The organism is Halorussus ruber, assembly GCF_004765785.1.
Taxonomy (GTDB): domain Archaea; phylum Halobacteriota; class Halobacteria; order Halobacteriales; family Haladaptataceae; genus Halorussus; species Halorussus ruber.
Genome location: NZ_ML219768.1, coordinates 180,488 through 196,515, shown reverse-complemented (window position 1 = coordinate 196,515; position 16,028 = coordinate 180,488). Strand labels below are relative to the sequence as shown.

Here is a 16,028-nt window from a genome sequence, read left to right as displayed (position 1 = left end):
GTTACCACGATTCCTGTGAAAAGCTCGTCGCTGACTCACAGCTTAAATACGGAGATGGCTTGGCGGAATTTTATACGGGTGCGGTCTTCTCTACTTCGTGTGGAAGACGACAGCGCGGACGAAACCGAATGGACCCGGCGCTCCCTGCTAGAGATGGGTACAGACCCCACGATTCGGGAAGCCGTGCTTCCCTACCCCGACAAGGAACCCGGGAACTTGACCAAGAAGGCGTGAGCTGGCACGTACCAGCCCACGAACGTTTTTAAGCCAGCGGTCGGTACTCCTGCCCGAATGGAGTTGGAGGCGATACCGGGCGTCGGGTCGAAGACGGCGTCGGCGCTCTCGGAGCTGGACGACCCGGAGCGCGCGCTGAAGACGGGCGACGTGGCGGAAATCGCCAGCGCGCCGGGCATCACCGAGGGCCGGGCGGCGGCCATCGCGCGCGGAGCCATCCGGGAGCGCCACGGCGACCCCGGCGGCTTTCTGGCGACCGACCGCGCGAAGGAGATTTACCGGGACGCGCTCGGCCTGCTGAAAGACCGGACGGTCACGAGCTACGGCGAGAAGCGACTCGAAACGCTCTATCCCAGCGGCGTCCAGTCCCGCATCGAGGAGGTACGGGAGTTCGCCGCGGGGGCGCTGGAGCGCGCTCCCGACACGGAGGTACTGGACGCGCTCGAAGACGTGGAACCGCTCTCCGCGCCGCGGGACGTGACGGTCCGCGACCGGTGTCTGGCGACCGCCGACGCCGAGCGCTACAGCGAGGCCCAGCAGACGATTCCCGAGTTGACCGTCGAAGTGGTCGAGGACGCCCGCGACTTGGCGGACCTCGCGCGGGGCTACTCGACGGTGGTCGCGCTGGACGAGGAGTTCGCTGGCGTGACCGTCGAGGGCGACGTGCGGGTCGAACCGGACGCGCTGGAGCGCCCCGCCGAAATCGTCCCCGAGCGCGTGCTGGCGTTCTACGCCGCGAACCGCGAGTGCTTGCAGGCCGCCGCGCGGGTCCACCGCGCCGCGGGCATCGACCCGCCGCTGGACATCGACGCGCTGGAGGCGGCGCTCGACCGGGTTGACTCGGATGGGACTGTCGTCGGCGACGACGAGTTGGACCGGCTCTCGCGGGCCATCGACGACTTGGACGCGGCGGTCTCGACCGCCGAGAGCGTCGCCAACGACGCGCTTCGGGACGCCATCGAGGAGCAGGACGTGACCGTCGAGGGGTCGGACCTCCTCTCGCTGGTCGAACAGGGCGCTGGCGTCGATTCGCTTCTGTCGCGGGAGTTGAGCGACGAGTACGCCGCCGCGGTCGGACAGGCCCGCGAGGAGCTAATCGACTCGCTGGACCTGTCTCCCGGCGAGGCCGAGGTGGCTCGGCGGGCCTTCCCCGAGGAGCCGAGTTTCCCTGTCGAGCGCGACGAGGAGGTCGTCTCCCGGTTGCGAGAGGACTTGCAGGCCGCCAAGGACCGCCGGGCCGCCAGTCGGAAGCGCGAACTCGCCGCGGACCTCGCGGACCGCCGCGGCGACGCCGAGGAGCTGGTCCGGACCGCGCTGGAGTTGGACGTGGAGCTGGCGGTCTCGCGCTTCGCTCGGGACTTCGACTGCGTGATGCCCGAGTTCGTCGGGGCGGAGTCTGCGGAGCTGTCGGAATCTGGATTCGAAATCGAGGGCGGACGCTCGCCCCTGCTGGACGTGGAGTTCGAGGCGGTCGAACCGGTCGATTACGACGTCTCGGGCGTGGCGCTCCTCTCTGGGGTCAACAGCGGCGGGAAGACCTCGACGCTGGATTTGGTCGCGCTGGTCACGATTCTGGCCCACATGGGCCTGCCGGTGCCCGCCGAGGAGGTCCGCATCGAACGCTTCGGCGAACTCCACTACCACGCCAAGACGCAGGGGACGCTGGACGCCGGGGCCTTCGAGTCCACGCTCCGAGAGTTCGCGGGGCTGACCGAGGGGAGGGCGGACAGGTTGGTCCTCGTGGACGAGTTAGAGAGCATCACCGAACCCGGCGCGAGCGCCAAGATTATCGCCGGAATCTTAGAGGAGTTGCGCGGTCGGGACGTGACCGGCGTGTTCGTCTCGCACCTCGCCGCGGAGATTCGTGAGATGGCCGACTACGACGTGCCGGTGGACGGCATCGAGGCCAAGGGACTGGAGGACGGCGAGTTGGTCGTCAATCGCTCGCCCGTGAAGAACCACCTCGCGCGCTCGACGCCGGAGTTGATCGTCGAGAAACTGGCGGGGGATTCGAACGGCCAGTTCTACGACAGACTGCTAGAGAAGTTCTAGAGAAATATTTTGTTGTTCCTAGTATATAAGAACAATCTCTAAATATAGGTATTTATTGCTCTATTGACGGAACTGAAAGACGTTAGTTCTGGCTTGAATTGTTGCAGTCGTCTCGTGGTGGGGTGCTGTCGGGAGAACGAGGAAGCTAGCTACTCCCGAAGCCTAGGCGTTACCGCACAGCACCGTACCGCAACCACAGGCCACACCCTCCCCAACCTCCTCGTTCGCTCCTTTCAGTCGCTCACTCGTCCCTCGCACGAGGGATGCGCGCAGTTCTGCGCGCATCCCCGCGCGCCGGTCACAAGGTCAATCGGAATCAAACTAGCAAGTCAGAACCCACCAGTCAACCGCAGATGTCAGCCGATTGACCCCAATCCCCGCAAGTCGCTTCCAACCCGCTCCCGGTCGCTGAAACGCCACGCTGGACCTCTCTTCGCTTTAATATTTTTGCCTGCCGAAAGGTTAAGTAGCTGGGACAGCGAGGTGAAAGTGATGGCAGACGACCCCGAGGAGGGGATGCTCTCGTGGGACGAGTCCGTGTTCCGGGACGAACACGTATTCGAAATCGACTACGTCCCCGAGACGTTCGCCCACCGCGAAAGCGAGATGCGGAGCCTCAAATACGCGCTCCGCCCCGCCGCTCGTGGTTCCCGGCCCCTGAACGTCATCGCCCGCGGTCCGCCCGGCACCGGCAAGACCACCGCCGTCCAGAAGGTGTTCGGCGAGTTGGGTGCTCAGACCGACGTGCGGACCGTCCGGGTCAACTGTCAGGTCGATTCGACCCGCTACTCGGTGTTCTCGCGCGTCTTCGAGGGCATCTTCGAGTACGAACCTCCCTCGTCGGGAATCTCGTTCAAGAAGCTCTTCCGCCAGATTACCGAGAAACTGGTCGAGGAGGACGAGGTGCTGGTCGTCGCGCTCGACGACGTGAACTACCTCTTCTACGAGGGCGAGGCCTCCGACACGCTCTACTCGCTCCTCAGGGCGCACGAGGCCCACTCGGGCGCGAAAATCGGCGTCATCGTCGTCTCCTCGGACCTGAACCTCGACGTCATCGAGGACTTGGACGGGCGCGTCCAGAGCGTCTTCCGCCCCGAGGAGGTCTACTTCCCGGTGTACGACCGCGAGGAAATCGCGGACATCCTTCAGGAACGCGTCGATAGGGGCTTCCACGAGGGCGTCATCTCGACGGACGTCCTCGACAGGGTGGCCGAACTCACCGCCGAGAGCGGCGACCTGCGGGTCGGCATCGACTTACTGCGGCGCGCGGGCCTCAACGCCGAGATGCGCGCCAGCCGGACGGTCAATCTCGAAGACGTAGAACAGGCCTACGAGAAGTCCAAGTACGTCCACCTCAGCCACAGCCTCCAAGCCCTTTCGGACAGCGAAATCGAGTTGTTGGAGGTCATCGCCGAGAACGACGGCGAGCGCGCTGGCGACGTCTACGACGCCTTCCACGACCAGACCGGTCTGGGCTACACGCGCTACTCGGAGATTATCAACAAACTCGACCAACTCGACATCATCGACGCGACCTACACCAACGTGGAGGGCCGCGGCCGCTCGCGCCAACTCTCCCTGCGCTACGACCCCGAGGCCGTGCTGAATCGGTTGGAAGACAGTTAGCCTTCCCTCGGTCGTGAGCGCGACCCGAAGTTTTAGGTGTCACAACCGATACCTTTCGAAGCAAGGATGCCCGAAGTTAGATCTGCCGAAGAACTCGCCGAGGCCGCAGGTGTCGCCGTAGAAATAGTCGAATCTGGGGACGAAGCTGCCGCGTACTTCGCAGATATTGACTCAGCGGACGATTGACTATCGTGACTACTTTCCACAAATTTCATCTCGATAGCACCGGCAATCACAATTGCCGTGAACCAAGTCGAGACGTTGCTCGGAACGGAGACTGGCGGACCGACAGCAAATCGCATCGTGGCGAGTCGCCGCCTTGTGAGTACGTGGAAAAACTCGCATTCCTCCGTGGACTCCGTCACAGCATGCAACACGGCGATTATCGCTCTCTCGACTTCCAACCCGTCGATGCGACGAAGGGATTCGAGTTCTGGGAAGTGACGTTCGACCAAATGAAGTTCGAGAACGGGGCAGTCAACCATCCACGAAGTTTCGTCCAGTACGGGCGTGCCGAGCGGATGGCCAGACCGCTTCAGTACGTCGCAGAGTTTCATCAGAACTACTTTCTCGGTTTCACGCAGGACTGTCTCGACTGGCTACAGGGGAATCCGTAATCCTCCGAGGAGTACGTCGAACGAAGAAAAAACGCGAGTTCGAGTGCCGATTTACAGTCGCGTCTGGAGAACCTGCATGAGTTCCGCGAGCGTCCCGCTGGTCTGGAAGTCCGAGACCAGCGTCTCGCCGCCCTCCGACGCCTCGCCGACCGAGAGGACGAACTGGGCGTTCTCGGCCGCGTCCGCCGTGTTCGAGACCGTCACGCCGGATTCGGCCGCGGCCGACTCGACGTCGGAGAGACTCACCGACCCCTCCGACGCCAACTGGCGGAGTTCCGAGGCGAACGCGACGTGTTCCTCGGGAATCGTCTCCGGCGGCATGGTATTCATCTCGACTTCCGACAAGTCGAGCGTCCGGTCCGGGAGTGCTGCCTCCCCTTCAGACGCGGAGACGACGAGCGACGTGCCGTCGCGCTCCATCACCACGTCTTCGAGCGCGAGTTGCGAGTCGCCTCGCTCGACGGTCAGTTGGCTCCACGTCGAGGAGCCGAGACCGGTGACGCCGCCGAGCGACAGACCCTCCTCGGCCAGCGACTCCGTGCCTTCGGGAACGACCTCACCGGCGGTTCCGGTGGCGGTCACGTGGTCGGCCACGGTCTGGCCGTCCTTCTCTATCGGTCCGGCGGACACCTCGACCGGCGAGCCTTCGGGGACGGTCCCGTCCGAAATCACGGTCAGCAGGGACGAGACCGAGCGCTCGGTGTAGGTCTCGACCAGCGCCGAGCGCACGGCCGCGTAGGTCTCCTCGTCCACGTCTTCGACGGTCACGCTCGTCTCGTCTATCGCCAGCGAGCGACCGTCGCCCTCCATCGACCAGCCTTCCAACTGCAACTCCATCGCGCTCTCTTGGTACTCGAAGGCGGCTCGGGAAATCGACGCGGTCACGCTGCCGAGTTCCACCGACACGTCTTGTAGCTCCAGCGGTTCTGCCGACTCCGCGGATGCTCCGGCCGTAGCGCTCCCGAGTCCGCCGAGCGAGACCGTTGCGGTTGCGAGCATCGCGCCAAACTGACGCCGTTTCATGTCTCTCACGCGGGGAGCTAATCCAGTAACTGCGATAAATAGGAGATACCGTTTGAACCGTTCATCGAATTAAGCCCTGTTTTCTCTGTCTATAACGGCCAAAATACGGAGCGAGACGCCGACGAGCGCGCTGTTCGGCTGACCGTTGCGTGCAGTCGATAAGTGGCTGTTACGGTCGGGAGACTGTCGTTAGGGACGCCGTGAGTGGTCACGTCGGCGAGAGCTACGCCGCTCGACGGATGTCTCGATGGTTCACTCGCCGCTTTTCACTCCTCGGGCGCGGATTCGATTTCGGTCGGGTCGTCGCGCCGCTCGCCGGTCCGGAGGACGAACGTCCGCTCCGGCGGCGGTGCGGCCCGCAACTCGACGGTCTTGGCGAGGTAGTAGTACTTCCGATTGCCTCGCTCGTAGTGGCCGACCAGCCCCGCGTCCTCCATCTTCGAGAGGTGGTGTACCGCCGACTTGCCGTCCACGCCGACCGATTCGGCGAGTTCGGAGACGTACCGGGGTTCGCGCGAGAGTTCCCGAACGATTTCGATCCGCGATTTGCTTCCGAGGAGGTCGATGAGCGACACGGTATCTCTGGTACGGTTTCACACTCCAAAAGCGACTGGGCAGGCCGGGCGTTATTAGAGTCCGCGAGTCGAAATCCCGGGCATGGGGGACCGGGTCAACCTGCCGGACGACAGCGACCAGCAACGAACTACCGTGACCGACGGCTTCTTCGAGCGCGAAATCCACCTCTCGCGGGAGGCGACCGCCTCGTTTCTGCGAGAACTGGCGGACCAAATCGAGAACGACACGACCCTCACGCTCTCCTCGCAGGAGTGGGAGATTCCCTTCGAGTACCGCGAACCGGTCGAGGTCGAAGTGGAGTTCTCCGGCGGGCGCGAGGCCGAACTGGAAGTCGAAGTCGAGTTCACCGAACCGCGAGGCGGCGACGAACTGAGCGTGGAGTGAGTCGTCCGCCCGTCCGGTCGCCGCCGAGAACGCGCCCAGCTGCCGGGAGCGCGCCGAACTGCTCGGAGACGCGAAACTATTTATACGGAAACGTGACAAGTCCGCATTCCATGTCCGAAGACACCGACGCCGAGGACGACCCCGCGGAGTGGTGGGACGAAGTGTACGACAGCGACGACTCTGTGCCGTGGGATACCGGCGAGCCGCAGCCAGCGTTCGTGAATCTCGCCGACGAGGAGGACCTCTCGGGTCGCGTCCTCGACATCGGATGCGGCACCGGCACCCACGCCTGCTGGGCCGCCGAACGCGGGCACCCGGCCGTCGGTTCGGACCTCTCGGAGCGAGCCGTCGAGCGCGCCAGAGAGACGGCCGCCGACCGAGGTCTCGACGCGACCTTCCGGGTCGCAGACGCGCTCGACTTGCCCGACGACTTCGGCCCGTTCGACACGGTGCTGGACAGCGGCCTCTTCCACGCCTTCGAGACGGACCAGCGCGAGGAGTACGCAGACGAACTCGCGGGCGTGGTCTCCTCGGGCGGACAGGTCTGGCTCGTCGGCTTCCGCGAAGGCGCACCCGAAGACTGGGGACCGAATCCCTTCAGTCGAGCCGACGTGACCGGGGCGTTCGCGGGCGAGGAGTGGTCGGTCCGCGAGATGCGAGACGTGGCGTTCGAGACGCGCGAGGCTTCCGTGCCGGGCCTCCTCGCCGTGGTCGAGAGTGTCTGAATCGGATTACTCGTATCTCAGCGCGTCGATGGGGTCGGTCTTCGCGGCGTTCCACGCCGGATACAGCCCCGCGAGAATCCCCACGAGGATACCCACTGCGACCGCGATGGCGAACCACTCGTAGGGCAGGACCAGACTCAGCCCGATGTACTGTGCGGCGGCGTAGGCCCCGAGCACCCCGACCGGCGTGCCCAGCACCGAGCCGAACAGTCCGAGCATGGCCGCCTCCAGCAGGAACAACTGGAGGACGTCGCGGTTCTGCGCGCCGACGGCTTTCATGATGCCGATTTCCTTGGTGCGCTCGGTGACCGACACGAGCATGATGTTGGCGATGCCGATGGAGCCGACGACCAGCGAGATGACCGCGATGCCGGTCACGAAGTTCGTGAGGGTGTTGAGCAGTTCCTTGATTTGGTCCACGAGGTCCTGGTCCGTCTCGGCCGAGAACTCGTAGTTGCCGGGCACGAGCTTGGCCGCGTCGGACTCGTTTTCGAGGTACGCCTGCACGCTGGCCTTGGTCTCGGGGACCGCCGCGAAGTCCTCGGCGACGACCGTCAGCGTGGGGTAGACGCGCTGGCTCTCGCCGCTTCCGGGCACTTCGAGCGTGGTCCGGTAGAAGGGGTCGGTCGGCACGAAGACGAGGGGTTGAGATTGGCCCAGTCCCTCGAAAGCGCCGCCGCCCGAGGAGCCGTTGAGGAGGCCGACGACTTCGGCCTCGACCGAGTTCCCGGTGGCTAACCTGAGCGTGACGTTGTCGCCGACCTCGACGCTGGGGCTGAACAGCCCGGCGGCCTGCTCGTTCAGCACGACTTCGCGTGACCCCTCTCTGAACGCCCGGCCCTCGGCGAACCCGCCGGAATCGAAGTAGCTCGGCGAGGTGGCGATGACCTGTCGCTGGGCGACGGTCTGGCCGCCCGCCGAGACCGCCGCGGTGGGTACCACCCCCCGCGCGACGACCGACTCGACGCCGGAGAGGTTCCGAATCGCGTCGACGTCACTGGCCGTGAAGACTGGCTGTGCGCCCGCACCCGGCCCGCCGCCTTCCTGTCCCGCGGGACTGGCCCAGACGTAGACGTTCGGCGTTCGGTCGGCCCCGACCTGCCCCAGCACGTCGGCCCGGAGGCTGGTCCCGAGCGTGACGAAGGTGATGACCGCGGCGACGCCGATGACGACGCCGAGCGTGGTCAGTATCGAGCGTAGCTTGTGACTCCGGATGGCTCGCCAACTGAGCCGCAGGCTCTCTGCGAACTCCATCAGGGCAGGTCCGTCTCGACGCGGCGCGGCGATTCTATCTCTTCGACTCTCTCGATGGTCCCGTCGAGGACGTGAATCACGCGCTGGGCGTGTTCGGCGATGGGTCGCTCGTGGGTCACCATCAGAATCGTGTTGCCCTCGTCGTGGAGTCGCTGGAAGAGACCCATAATCTGCTTGCCGGTCTCCTGGTCCAGATTACCGGTCGGCTCGTCGGCGAGGATAATCGCCGGACTGGCCGAGAGCGCCCGGGCGATGGCGACGCGCTGGCGCTGGCCGCCCGAGAGTTCGTTGGGTCGGTGGTCGCCCCGGTCGGCGAGTCCCACGTCCTCCAGCAGTTCGTTCGCGCGGTCGATGCGCTCGCTCTTGTCGATTCCTTGGAAGACGAGCGGGAGCGCGACGTTCTCGGCGGCGGTGAGTTTCGGCATGAGGTTGAACGTCTGGAAGACGAAGCCGACCTCTTGGCCCCGAACCTTGGTGCGCTCGCGCTGGGAAATCGCCGACACCTCGCGCTCGTTGACCCAGACCTCGCCCTCGGTCGGCGTGTCGAGACACCCGATGAGATTGAGTAGGGTACTCTTGCCCGACCCGCTCGGTCCCATCACGGCGGTGTAGGACCCCCGCGGAATCGTGACGTCGACGCCGTCGAGCGCGTGGACGGGTTCGCCGAGGTAGTAGGTCTTGCGCACGTCGCGGAGCGATACCGCTGCCCCTTCGTGGTCCCCCTTCGCGTCCCCCTGCCCGGTCTCCACGTCGGACTCGGCGTCCGAGTCGCTGGCAGCCATCGTCTCGCATACTTCGTGAGGAACGGCTAAAACACTAGCGCCCGTTCCGCCGGGAAACGTCCCGTTGTCGGCGTCCCGTCTCGGCTCGGTCGCCTCGTCGCCCCGTGGCGTCTGGATTCGCCTCGTCGTCCGCTTCGGCGTTCGGTCACACTTTTTAGCGGGGACGCCGCAACTCCGGGCATGAAGACGACCGGCGGAAGCGACGAGGAGAAGCGCGCGGCGGGCGAGAGCGCAGCCGAGGCGGTCGAAGACGGCATGGTCGTCGGACTCGGCACGGGTTCGACCGCGGCCCACGCGATTCGGGCGCTCGGCCGGAAGGTAGACAGCGGCCTCGACATCCGAGGCGTCCCGACGTCTTTCCAGTCTCGGGAACTCGCCAAGAAGGTCAGCGTGCCGCTCGCGGACCTCGACCAAGTCCAGCAGGTCCACCTCGCCATCGACGGGGCCGACCAGTTCTCCGGCCCGCACCTCGTGAAGGGCGGCGGCGGTGCCCACGCCCGCGAGAAAATCGTGGACGCCGCGGCCGACCGCCTGCTGGTGGTCGCCGACCCGAGCAAGGCCGCCGCGCAACTCGACCACTCGGTCCCGGTCGAGGTCCTGCCCGACGCCAGAACCACCGCGGCGGGTAGAATCCGCGCGCTCGGGGGGTCCTCCTCGCTCCGCTCGGCCGAGCGCAAGGACGGCCCGGTCGTGACCGACAACGGGAATCTCCTGCTCGACTGCGATTTCGGCACCATCCCCAACCCGGCCGAACTCGCGGCCGAACTCGCGGAAATCCCCGGCGCGGTCGAACACGGCCTGTTCGTCGGGATGGCCGACGAAATCCACGTCGGCCGCGAGGACGGCGTAAACGTCAAGACGTTCTGAACGCGCCCGCGGCGGCCGCCGCGGACGCGCTCGGTGCGATGGGCCACGGCGTCCACTCGGTGAGACAGACCACCGGAAAGCGCGCGGTGGACCAACCGGCGGGGCGCGCACTCGGCGAATCAACCGATTCGGGCGGGATGAAGGGGCCGCCCGGTCGCGGGCCGTCAGGCCCGTGGTCGTCTCTGCGGGCCACTATTTCCGCGCGGGCGGTGCGGAGAGCGCGGAAATATCCCGCAGAGCGACCGCGAGCGGGCGGGGGCTTCAAAAAGTGTTCATAGCCACGATTCTCCGGTTAGAGGTTGCAGTCAGACCGGATTGAAGCGAATAGATAACGGTTTCAGACCCACATATACACTACTCTAACAATCATAATTATTGCTCAAACAACGACAAGCATAGCTCTATACCGTTAACGCCGATAAAAGAAACGTGGTTAGGCTCCCGATTTACAGGTCGCGGGGCTGGACCGTCTTTCGGTCGTTGGCCTCGGCGCGGCGGGCAGCCTCGTCGAGGAGTTCGTCGACGCGCTCGTCGAGGGCGTCGTAGAAGTCCGACGCCACGTTCTTGTCGTCCAGTGCGTCCTTGACAGCGGCTTTGACGATGAGGTCTGCCATACGCCCTTTTCTTTCCTGCCACCCCTAATAAAGCTTCTCAAATTTTCGGGCTAACAGGCCCATGTAGCTGATTTCCCGGTCATCTGTCACAGGGGCCGAAACCTATAAATACTAGCGAGTTGTGTGCCCTCGCTTCGGCAGGTCGGAGGGTAGGAGTACCTAGAGCGCCCAGAGTCGGATATGCGCGAATTACTCGACGCGGTCGCCGCCGGTGAGGTGAGTCCCGCCGAGGCAGAGGCCCGGCTCTCGGGCTACGCAACCGACGAGGCCGGGCGGTTCGACGCGGCGCGAGAGACCCGCAGAGGAGTCCCCGAGGCGATTCTGGGCGATGGCAAGACGCCCGAGGAGACCGCTTCGCTCGCCGAGACGGCGGTCGAGACCACCGGGCGCGCAATCGTGACGCGGACCGACGGCGACCAGCGCCGGGCCATCCGGCAACTCCTCGCCGACGACCACCCCGACGCCGAGGTGACGGTCCACAGTCGCTCGGGCGTCGTCGTCGCCCACGCGCCGGAGTTCGAACGCCCGGACCTCGACGCGACCGTGACAGTCGTCACCGGGGGCACGAGCGACGCGATTCCCGCGGGCGAGGCCGCGGTCCTCGCCGAGGAGATGGGCGCGAGCGTCGAGCGCATCGAGGACGTGGGCGTCGCCGCGCTCACCCGCATCGTGGACCAACTCGACCGCCTGCGCGCGGCCGACGTGCTGGTCGTCGCCGCGGGCCGGGAGGGCGCGCTCCCGACCGTGGTCGCCGGACTCGTCGATACACCCGTCATCGGTCTCCCGGTCTCGACGGGGTACGGCTACGGCGGCGAGGGCGAGGCCGCACTCGCCGGGATGCTCCAGTCCTGCTCGGTCATCTCCGTCGTGAACATCGATGCCGGGTTCGTCGCGGGCGCACAGGCCGGACTCGTCGCCAGAGCGGTCGATGGTGGGGATGCGGACGACGAGGGTGAAAACACCGCGCCGGAGTAGCCCGGACCGACACGTCGTCTTACCCCGATACAACGGGCTGTTACAATCGGCGTATCTCTGTTACGTCCGACTCGGTGGAACACAATTCACGAAAACGTTGTTTGCGTTTCCGAAAAAGAGGTTTGGGTATGGGAAGGGTTTTTGGTGTCTCGGGACAAAGATTTGGTTGCTGGCAGCGACCCTGCCAGATGACACCCAATGCCAAAGTGTGACCACTGCGGCGCGCACGTCTCGGAACGTTTCGCTCGAGTATTCGCCGACGAGAACGGCGCAGTTCGAGCGTGCGTCTCGTGTTCGGCGAACGCCGGGATTGCAGAAGTTGCGCGCCAACGCGCCAGAGAGGCGAACGTATAGCCCGTCGAACGGGCGGGAATCGAAAAGCTAAGAACCACCACGCGAAGCCTGTAAGGCGTGTCGGTCCACTGGGTCTACGTTATCGAATGCGCCGACGGCAGTTTTTACACCGGCTATACCACCGACGTCAAGCGGCGCGTCCGCGAACACGACCGAGGAGAGGGCGCGAAGTACACCCGCGGGCGAACGCCGGTCGAACTCGTCCACAAAGAGCGGTTCGAGTCACAGTCGGCGGCGATGTCCCGCGAGTACGAGATTAAACAGCTCACGCGCGCCGAGAAGGAACGGTTGGTCGAAGGTGAGGGCGGATAGCTCTTCACGCCAGCGGATCGCCCTCGGGCACCGACGCCGGAAGCCCGACCAACTCCGCGCTCCGCCGCCAGAGCCGACGCCGTAGCTCCTCGTCCCCGACGACTTTCGCGGGAGAAGCCCGCTCTCTTCGGTCGAAGTACGCGCCAGACACGTCGGCCACCTCGTCGCTCGTGGTCAGATACACCAGCGCGTCGGCGGCCCCCTCGACGCTCTCGAAGGGGCCGACCGGGGCGACGCTGGCGACGAGCGCGGCCGCGCCGGTGAACGCCCGAGCGAAGCCGGTCGAGTTCCGGACGAGGCCGGTCTGTGGAATCCACCCCGGATGCACGCAGTTGGCAGTCACGCCGGTCCCCGCGAGTCGCTCGGCCAACTCCACCGTGAAGAGGACGTTCGCCAGTTTCGAGTCGGCGTAGGCGTCGAGTCCGTCGAACGCTCCGCTCCCGTCCGCCTCCTCGCCGCGGACGACCGCCTCCAAGTCCGACAGCGAGCCGTTCTCGTGGAGTGCGCTCGTCGTATTGATGATTCGTGCGGGGGCGCTCTCGCGCAGGCGCGGCACGAGGAGATTCGTCAGCAGGAAGGGCGCGAGGTGGTTGACCGCGAAGGTGAACTCGACGCCCTCCTCGGTCGTCCGGCGCTGGCTCTGGGAGGTCCCGGCGTTGTTGACCAGCGCGTCGAGGCGGTCGTAGTCCGCCCGAATCTCGCGCGCCAACTCGCGGACCGCCTCGAAGTCCGCGAAATCGACGCGGTAGAACTCGCCCGCGCTCTCCGGATGGGCGCTCCGAACCGCCAAGAGGACTTCTCGTCCGGCCTCGCGGTCCCGCCCCGTGAAGAGGACGATTGCGCCCTGCGCTGCGAGTATCTCGGCGGCCTCGCGGCCGATTCCGCTGGTCCCGCCCGTCAGGAGGACGACCTCGCTCATGGTTCGACCCCAGCTACGAGTCGGTCGGATTTAATCGTCGGCCTCGGCGGTCTGCTGGCCCTCGGCGTCCACGCCAGCGTCGGGCGCGGTCACGTCGGGGTGGATGTAGGCGTACTCGACGGCCTGCTCGCCGAGTTTCTCGACGCGCTCCTCGATGGACTCGTCTACGATTTCGCCGTCCTCGATTTTGTCGCGGGCGCTCCGGATGCCGACCTGATGGGGCAGAACCCACGCGTGGACTCCCCGGGCCGTGACCCGCATGTGGTCGAGGGTGCTGGCGAACGACCCGCCTCCGGCGCAGGTCAGCAGGCCGACCGTGGTGTCCTCGTACTCGTCGAACCCGCAGTAGTCGTGGACGTTCCGGAAGGCCGAGGAGTACGACCCGTGGTAGACCGGGCTTCCCCAGAGGACGGTGTCGGCCTCCCGAATCTTGCGCTTGAGTTCGGTCGCCTCCGGCGGTTCGTCCTCGTCGGGGTCGAAGACGGGGAGGTCGTACTCGCGGACGTCCAGCAGTTCGGTCTCGGCACCGCGCTCCTCGGCGGCCGCGAGGGCGTGTTTCAGGGCGGTCCGGGTGTAGCTCCCGTCGCGCATGCTTCCGGCCAGCGCGACGACGACAGGGTTCTCGTTCATCTTGTTCGAAGGAAGGAGACTGAGAGGGAAAACAGTTTCCAGAATCTCGTTTTTGTAAAAACGCGTACCAATCCGCAGCGGGGCTGATTTGCCGGTCGTGGGGAGGTTCGAAATCTGTTCGAATGCCGATTGGTTCGCGGGACAGAGCCACGCGGTGGTTTTTTCGGCGCGGCCCCAGTCCTTCCGGGTATGGAGACGCCGATTTCGTTCGGAACCGACGGCTGGCGAGCGACGCTGGACGAGTTCACCGCTCCTCGGGTCAGGATGGTCGGGCAGGCGGTCGCCGACTACCTGCGCGAGGTCGAGGACCGCGACGAGGGAACCGTCGCTGTCGGCTACGACGCCCGCGAGACGTCGCGCGGATTCGCCGAGGAGTTGTGCCGCGTGCTGGCCGCAAACGGCTTCGACGCGCTGATTCCGCCGCGTGACTGCCCGACGCCGCTGGCGGTCTGGACCATCGCGGACCGGGACTTGGCGGGCGCGCTGGTCGTCTCGGCCTCGCACAACCCGCCCAACTACAACGGCGTGAAGTACTTCCCTCACGACGCCGCGCCCGCGCTGCCGGAGGTCACCGACGAAATCATGGCCCGCATCGCGGAACCCCGCGCGCTCCCCGAGGACGAACAGGGGAGCGTCCGCGAGGAGGACCTGCTGGAACCCTACGCCGAACACGTCTTCGACCTCGTGGGCGTCGGTCCCGACGCCGACGCGGATTTGGAGGGCCTCGAAGTCGTCTACGACGCGATGCACGGGTCGGGCCGGGGGTTCACCGACGAACTGCTGGAACGCGCCGGGGCGACCGTCCACCGGCGGCGCTGCGAGCAGGACGCCGAGTTCGGCGGAACGAACCCCGAACCGAGCGCCGAGAACCTACAGGGCTTGGTCGAGGCGGTCCGCGAGAAGGACGCAGACCTCGGCATCGCCAACGACGGCGATTCGGACCGAATCGCCGTCGTGACCCCCGACCGGGGCTTCTTGGACGAGAACCTCTTTTTCGCGGCGACGTACGACTACCTCCTCGAATCCGATTCCGGCCCGGCGGTCCGGACCGTCTCGACCACCTTCCTCGTGGACCGGGTGGCCGAGGCCCACGGCGAAGACGTGGTCGAGACCGCGGTCGGCTACAAGTGGGTCGCCGAGGCGATGGACGACTCCGACGCCCTCATCGGCGGCGAGGAGTCCGGCGGCTTCTCGATTCGGGGCCACGTCCGCGAGAAGGACGGCGTGCTGATGGCCCTGCTCGCTGGCGCTGTCGAGAACGAGCGGTCCTACGACGACCGCGTGGACGCCCTGCTGGACGAGTTCGGCGAGATTCACCAGAGCAAGGTCAGCGTGGACTGTCCCGACGACCGCAAGCAGGCCGTGCTGTCGGAGTTAGGGGCCGAACTCCCCGACGAGGTCGCTGGCGAACGCGTCGAGGAGGTCAACGACACCGACGGGTTCAAGATTCTGCTCGAAGACGGGTCGTGGCTACTGGTCCGCCCGAGCGGGACCGAACCCAAGATGCGGGTGTACGCCGAGGCCGCGAGCGAGGACAGGGTGTCGGCGTTGCTCGATGCAGGTCGTGAGTTAGTCGAACCGCTGGTGTAGTCACGAATCGAAGTGCGGCTTTCCCTCGTCCCACGAAATCCAGCCGAGTACGTCCGGCAGTTGCGTCAACCGAGTTTCGAGGACGTTGAGGGGATGGGAATCCAGAAAGTCCGCAGAGCGAACGTCCGCGACTTCCGTCTCGTGGTCGAGTTGGAGGTGACACTCGCCGAGGTCGTTCCGGTGGTCGTCCTGATGCCACCCGACCGACCAGTCGCGGTCCGGTTCGACCCACTGAATCCGGTAGTAGTCGTACCCAGCACTTTGCGGGAACTCGAACTGGACTTCGAGTCGCGCGCTCAATGTGTCGTAGTCGGCTTCCAGCATCACGTCGGGGTCGACTTCGGCGTGGACCTCTTCCCGACGGATGCGAGAGGGCGCATATCGAACGTCATGAAAACCGGCGTGGCCGGTGAGCCACTCGTGGATGGACTCGTGGACGGTTTCTTGCGTGAGTCGCGCTCGATTGGCGAGCAAGAGTGGAAACGGCGGCATGC

20 protein-coding genes are annotated in these 16,028 nt (G+C 65.6%); 11 read left to right on the top strand and 9 right to left on the bottom strand.

Going from position 1 to position 16,028, the window contains the following annotated elements; translation table 11 throughout:
• Positions 1-99 precede the first annotated feature (99 nt).
• From EPL01_RS22330 to EPL01_RS00945, 4 genes are all read left to right on the top strand, one after another.
• On the top strand, positions 100-234 hold the full coding sequence (locus EPL01_RS22330; RefSeq protein WP_281275320.1) for a hypothetical protein: 135 nt from the start codon (positions 100-102) through the stop codon (positions 232-234).
• Positions 235-291: 57 nt separating this feature from the next.
• A complete protein-coding gene (locus EPL01_RS00955; protein WP_135823390.1) occupies positions 292-2,286 on the top strand; it encodes a MutS-related protein in 1,995 nt (664 codons plus the stop codon).
• Positions 2,287-2,778: 492 nt separating this feature from the next.
• Positions 2,779-3,912: an ORC1-type DNA replication protein gene (locus EPL01_RS00950; RefSeq protein ID WP_135823389.1), complete on the top strand. Its 1,134-nt coding sequence runs from the start codon at positions 2,779-2,781 to the stop codon at positions 3,910-3,912.
• Between the two features lie 368 nt (positions 3,913-4,280).
• Positions 4,281-4,529: a hypothetical protein gene (locus EPL01_RS00945; protein WP_135823388.1), complete on the top strand. Its 249-nt coding sequence runs from the start codon at positions 4,281-4,283 to the stop codon at positions 4,527-4,529.
• Positions 4,530-4,580: 51 nt separating this feature from the next.
• On the opposite strand, the gene EPL01_RS00940 is transcribed toward EPL01_RS00945, so the two are convergent.
• On the bottom strand, positions 4,581-5,552 hold the full coding sequence (locus tag EPL01_RS00940) for a hypothetical protein (protein ID WP_168215775.1): 972 nt from the start codon (positions 5,550-5,552) through the stop codon (positions 4,581-4,583).
• Between the two features lie 266 nt (positions 5,553-5,818).
• Positions 5,819-6,127 carry an ArsR/SmtB family transcription factor gene (locus tag EPL01_RS00935; protein WP_135823386.1) on the bottom strand — a complete coding sequence of 103 codons (309 nt, stop codon included), beginning with the start codon at positions 6,125-6,127 and terminating at the stop codon, positions 5,819-5,821.
• Between the two features lie 82 nt (positions 6,128-6,209).
• Here EPL01_RS00935 and EPL01_RS00930 point away from each other — a divergent pair, with 82 nt between their 5' ends.
• Both EPL01_RS00930 and EPL01_RS00925 read left to right on the top strand, forming a co-directional pair.
• Entirely contained in the window at positions 6,210-6,512 is a 303-nt protein-coding gene (locus EPL01_RS00930; RefSeq protein ID WP_135823385.1) for an amphi-Trp domain-containing protein, read from the top strand.
• A 110-nt stretch (positions 6,513-6,622) separates the two neighbouring features.
• Positions 6,623-7,237, top strand: a complete 615-nt coding sequence (locus tag EPL01_RS00925) for a class I SAM-dependent methyltransferase (RefSeq protein ID WP_135823384.1) — start codon at positions 6,623-6,625, stop codon at positions 7,235-7,237.
• A 6-nt stretch (positions 7,238-7,243) separates the two neighbouring features.
• Here EPL01_RS00925 and EPL01_RS00920 read toward each other — a convergent pair whose 3' ends face one another.
• A complete protein-coding gene (locus EPL01_RS00920) occupies positions 7,244-8,491 on the bottom strand; it encodes an ABC transporter permease (protein ID WP_135823383.1) in 1,248 nt (415 codons plus the stop codon).
• The gene (locus EPL01_RS00915) at positions 8,491-9,273 is read right to left on the bottom strand and encodes an ABC transporter ATP-binding protein (RefSeq protein WP_135823382.1); all 783 of its coding nucleotides are present in this window, start codon (positions 9,271-9,273) and stop codon (positions 8,491-8,493) included. Before EPL01_RS00915 ends, EPL01_RS00920 begins: the two co-directional genes overlap by 1 nt.
• A 180-nt stretch (positions 9,274-9,453) precedes the next feature.
• Here EPL01_RS00915 and rpiA point away from each other — a divergent pair, with 180 nt between their 5' ends.
• Entirely contained in the window at positions 9,454-10,140 is a 687-nt protein-coding gene (gene rpiA, locus EPL01_RS00910; protein ID WP_135823381.1) for a ribose-5-phosphate isomerase RpiA, read from the top strand.
• Here the strand turns inward: rpiA and EPL01_RS21335 are convergent.
• Complete coding sequence (locus EPL01_RS21335) at positions 10,127-10,333, bottom strand: hypothetical protein (RefSeq protein WP_168215774.1); 207 nt, start codon at positions 10,331-10,333, stop codon at positions 10,127-10,129. The genes rpiA and EPL01_RS21335 overlap by 14 nt on opposite strands.
• A gap of 253 nt (positions 10,334-10,586) precedes the next feature.
• The gene (locus tag EPL01_RS00905; protein WP_135823380.1) at positions 10,587-10,754 is read right to left on the bottom strand and encodes a DUF1931 family protein; all 168 of its coding nucleotides are present in this window, start codon (positions 10,752-10,754) and stop codon (positions 10,587-10,589) included.
• A gap of 180 nt (positions 10,755-10,934) precedes the next feature.
• Here EPL01_RS00905 and larB point away from each other — a divergent pair, with 180 nt between their 5' ends.
• The 3 genes from larB (at position 10,935) to EPL01_RS00895 (ending at position 12,395) form a co-directional block, all read left to right on the top strand.
• Positions 10,935-11,729 (top strand): nickel pincer cofactor biosynthesis protein LarB, encoded by a 795-nt coding sequence (gene larB / locus EPL01_RS00900; RefSeq protein WP_135823379.1) that lies wholly within the window; start codon positions 10,935-10,937, stop codon positions 11,727-11,729.
• Positions 11,730-11,927: 198 nt separating this feature from the next.
• Positions 11,928-12,083 (top strand): DUF7563 family protein, encoded by a 156-nt coding sequence (locus tag EPL01_RS22705; protein WP_449272267.1) that lies wholly within the window; start codon positions 11,928-11,930, stop codon positions 12,081-12,083.
• 57 nt (positions 12,084-12,140) lie between these two features.
• A complete protein-coding gene (locus tag EPL01_RS00895; protein ID WP_135823378.1) occupies positions 12,141-12,395 on the top strand; it encodes a GIY-YIG nuclease family protein in 255 nt (84 codons plus the stop codon).
• Positions 12,396-12,399: 4 nt separating this feature from the next.
• Here the strand turns inward: EPL01_RS00895 and EPL01_RS00890 are convergent, their stop codons facing one another.
• Positions 12,400-13,314 (bottom strand): SDR family NAD(P)-dependent oxidoreductase, encoded by a 915-nt coding sequence (locus EPL01_RS00890; protein ID WP_135823377.1) that lies wholly within the window; start codon positions 13,312-13,314, stop codon positions 12,400-12,402.
• 30 nt (positions 13,315-13,344) lie between these two features.
• Complete coding sequence (locus tag EPL01_RS00885; protein WP_135823376.1) at positions 13,345-13,944, bottom strand: NADPH-dependent FMN reductase; 600 nt, start codon at positions 13,942-13,944, stop codon at positions 13,345-13,347.
• A 189-nt stretch (positions 13,945-14,133) separates the two neighbouring features.
• Between EPL01_RS00885 and EPL01_RS00880 the strand changes: the two genes are divergently transcribed.
• A complete protein-coding gene (locus tag EPL01_RS00880) occupies positions 14,134-15,534 on the top strand; it encodes a phosphoglucomutase/phosphomannomutase family protein (protein ID WP_135823375.1) in 1,401 nt (466 codons plus the stop codon).
• On the opposite strand, the gene EPL01_RS00875 is transcribed toward EPL01_RS00880, so the two are convergent.
• Positions 15,535-16,026 carry a hypothetical protein gene (locus EPL01_RS00875; RefSeq protein WP_135823374.1) on the bottom strand — a complete coding sequence of 164 codons (492 nt, stop codon included), beginning with the start codon at positions 16,024-16,026 and terminating at the stop codon, positions 15,535-15,537.
• Positions 16,027-16,028: the final 2 nt, after the last annotated feature.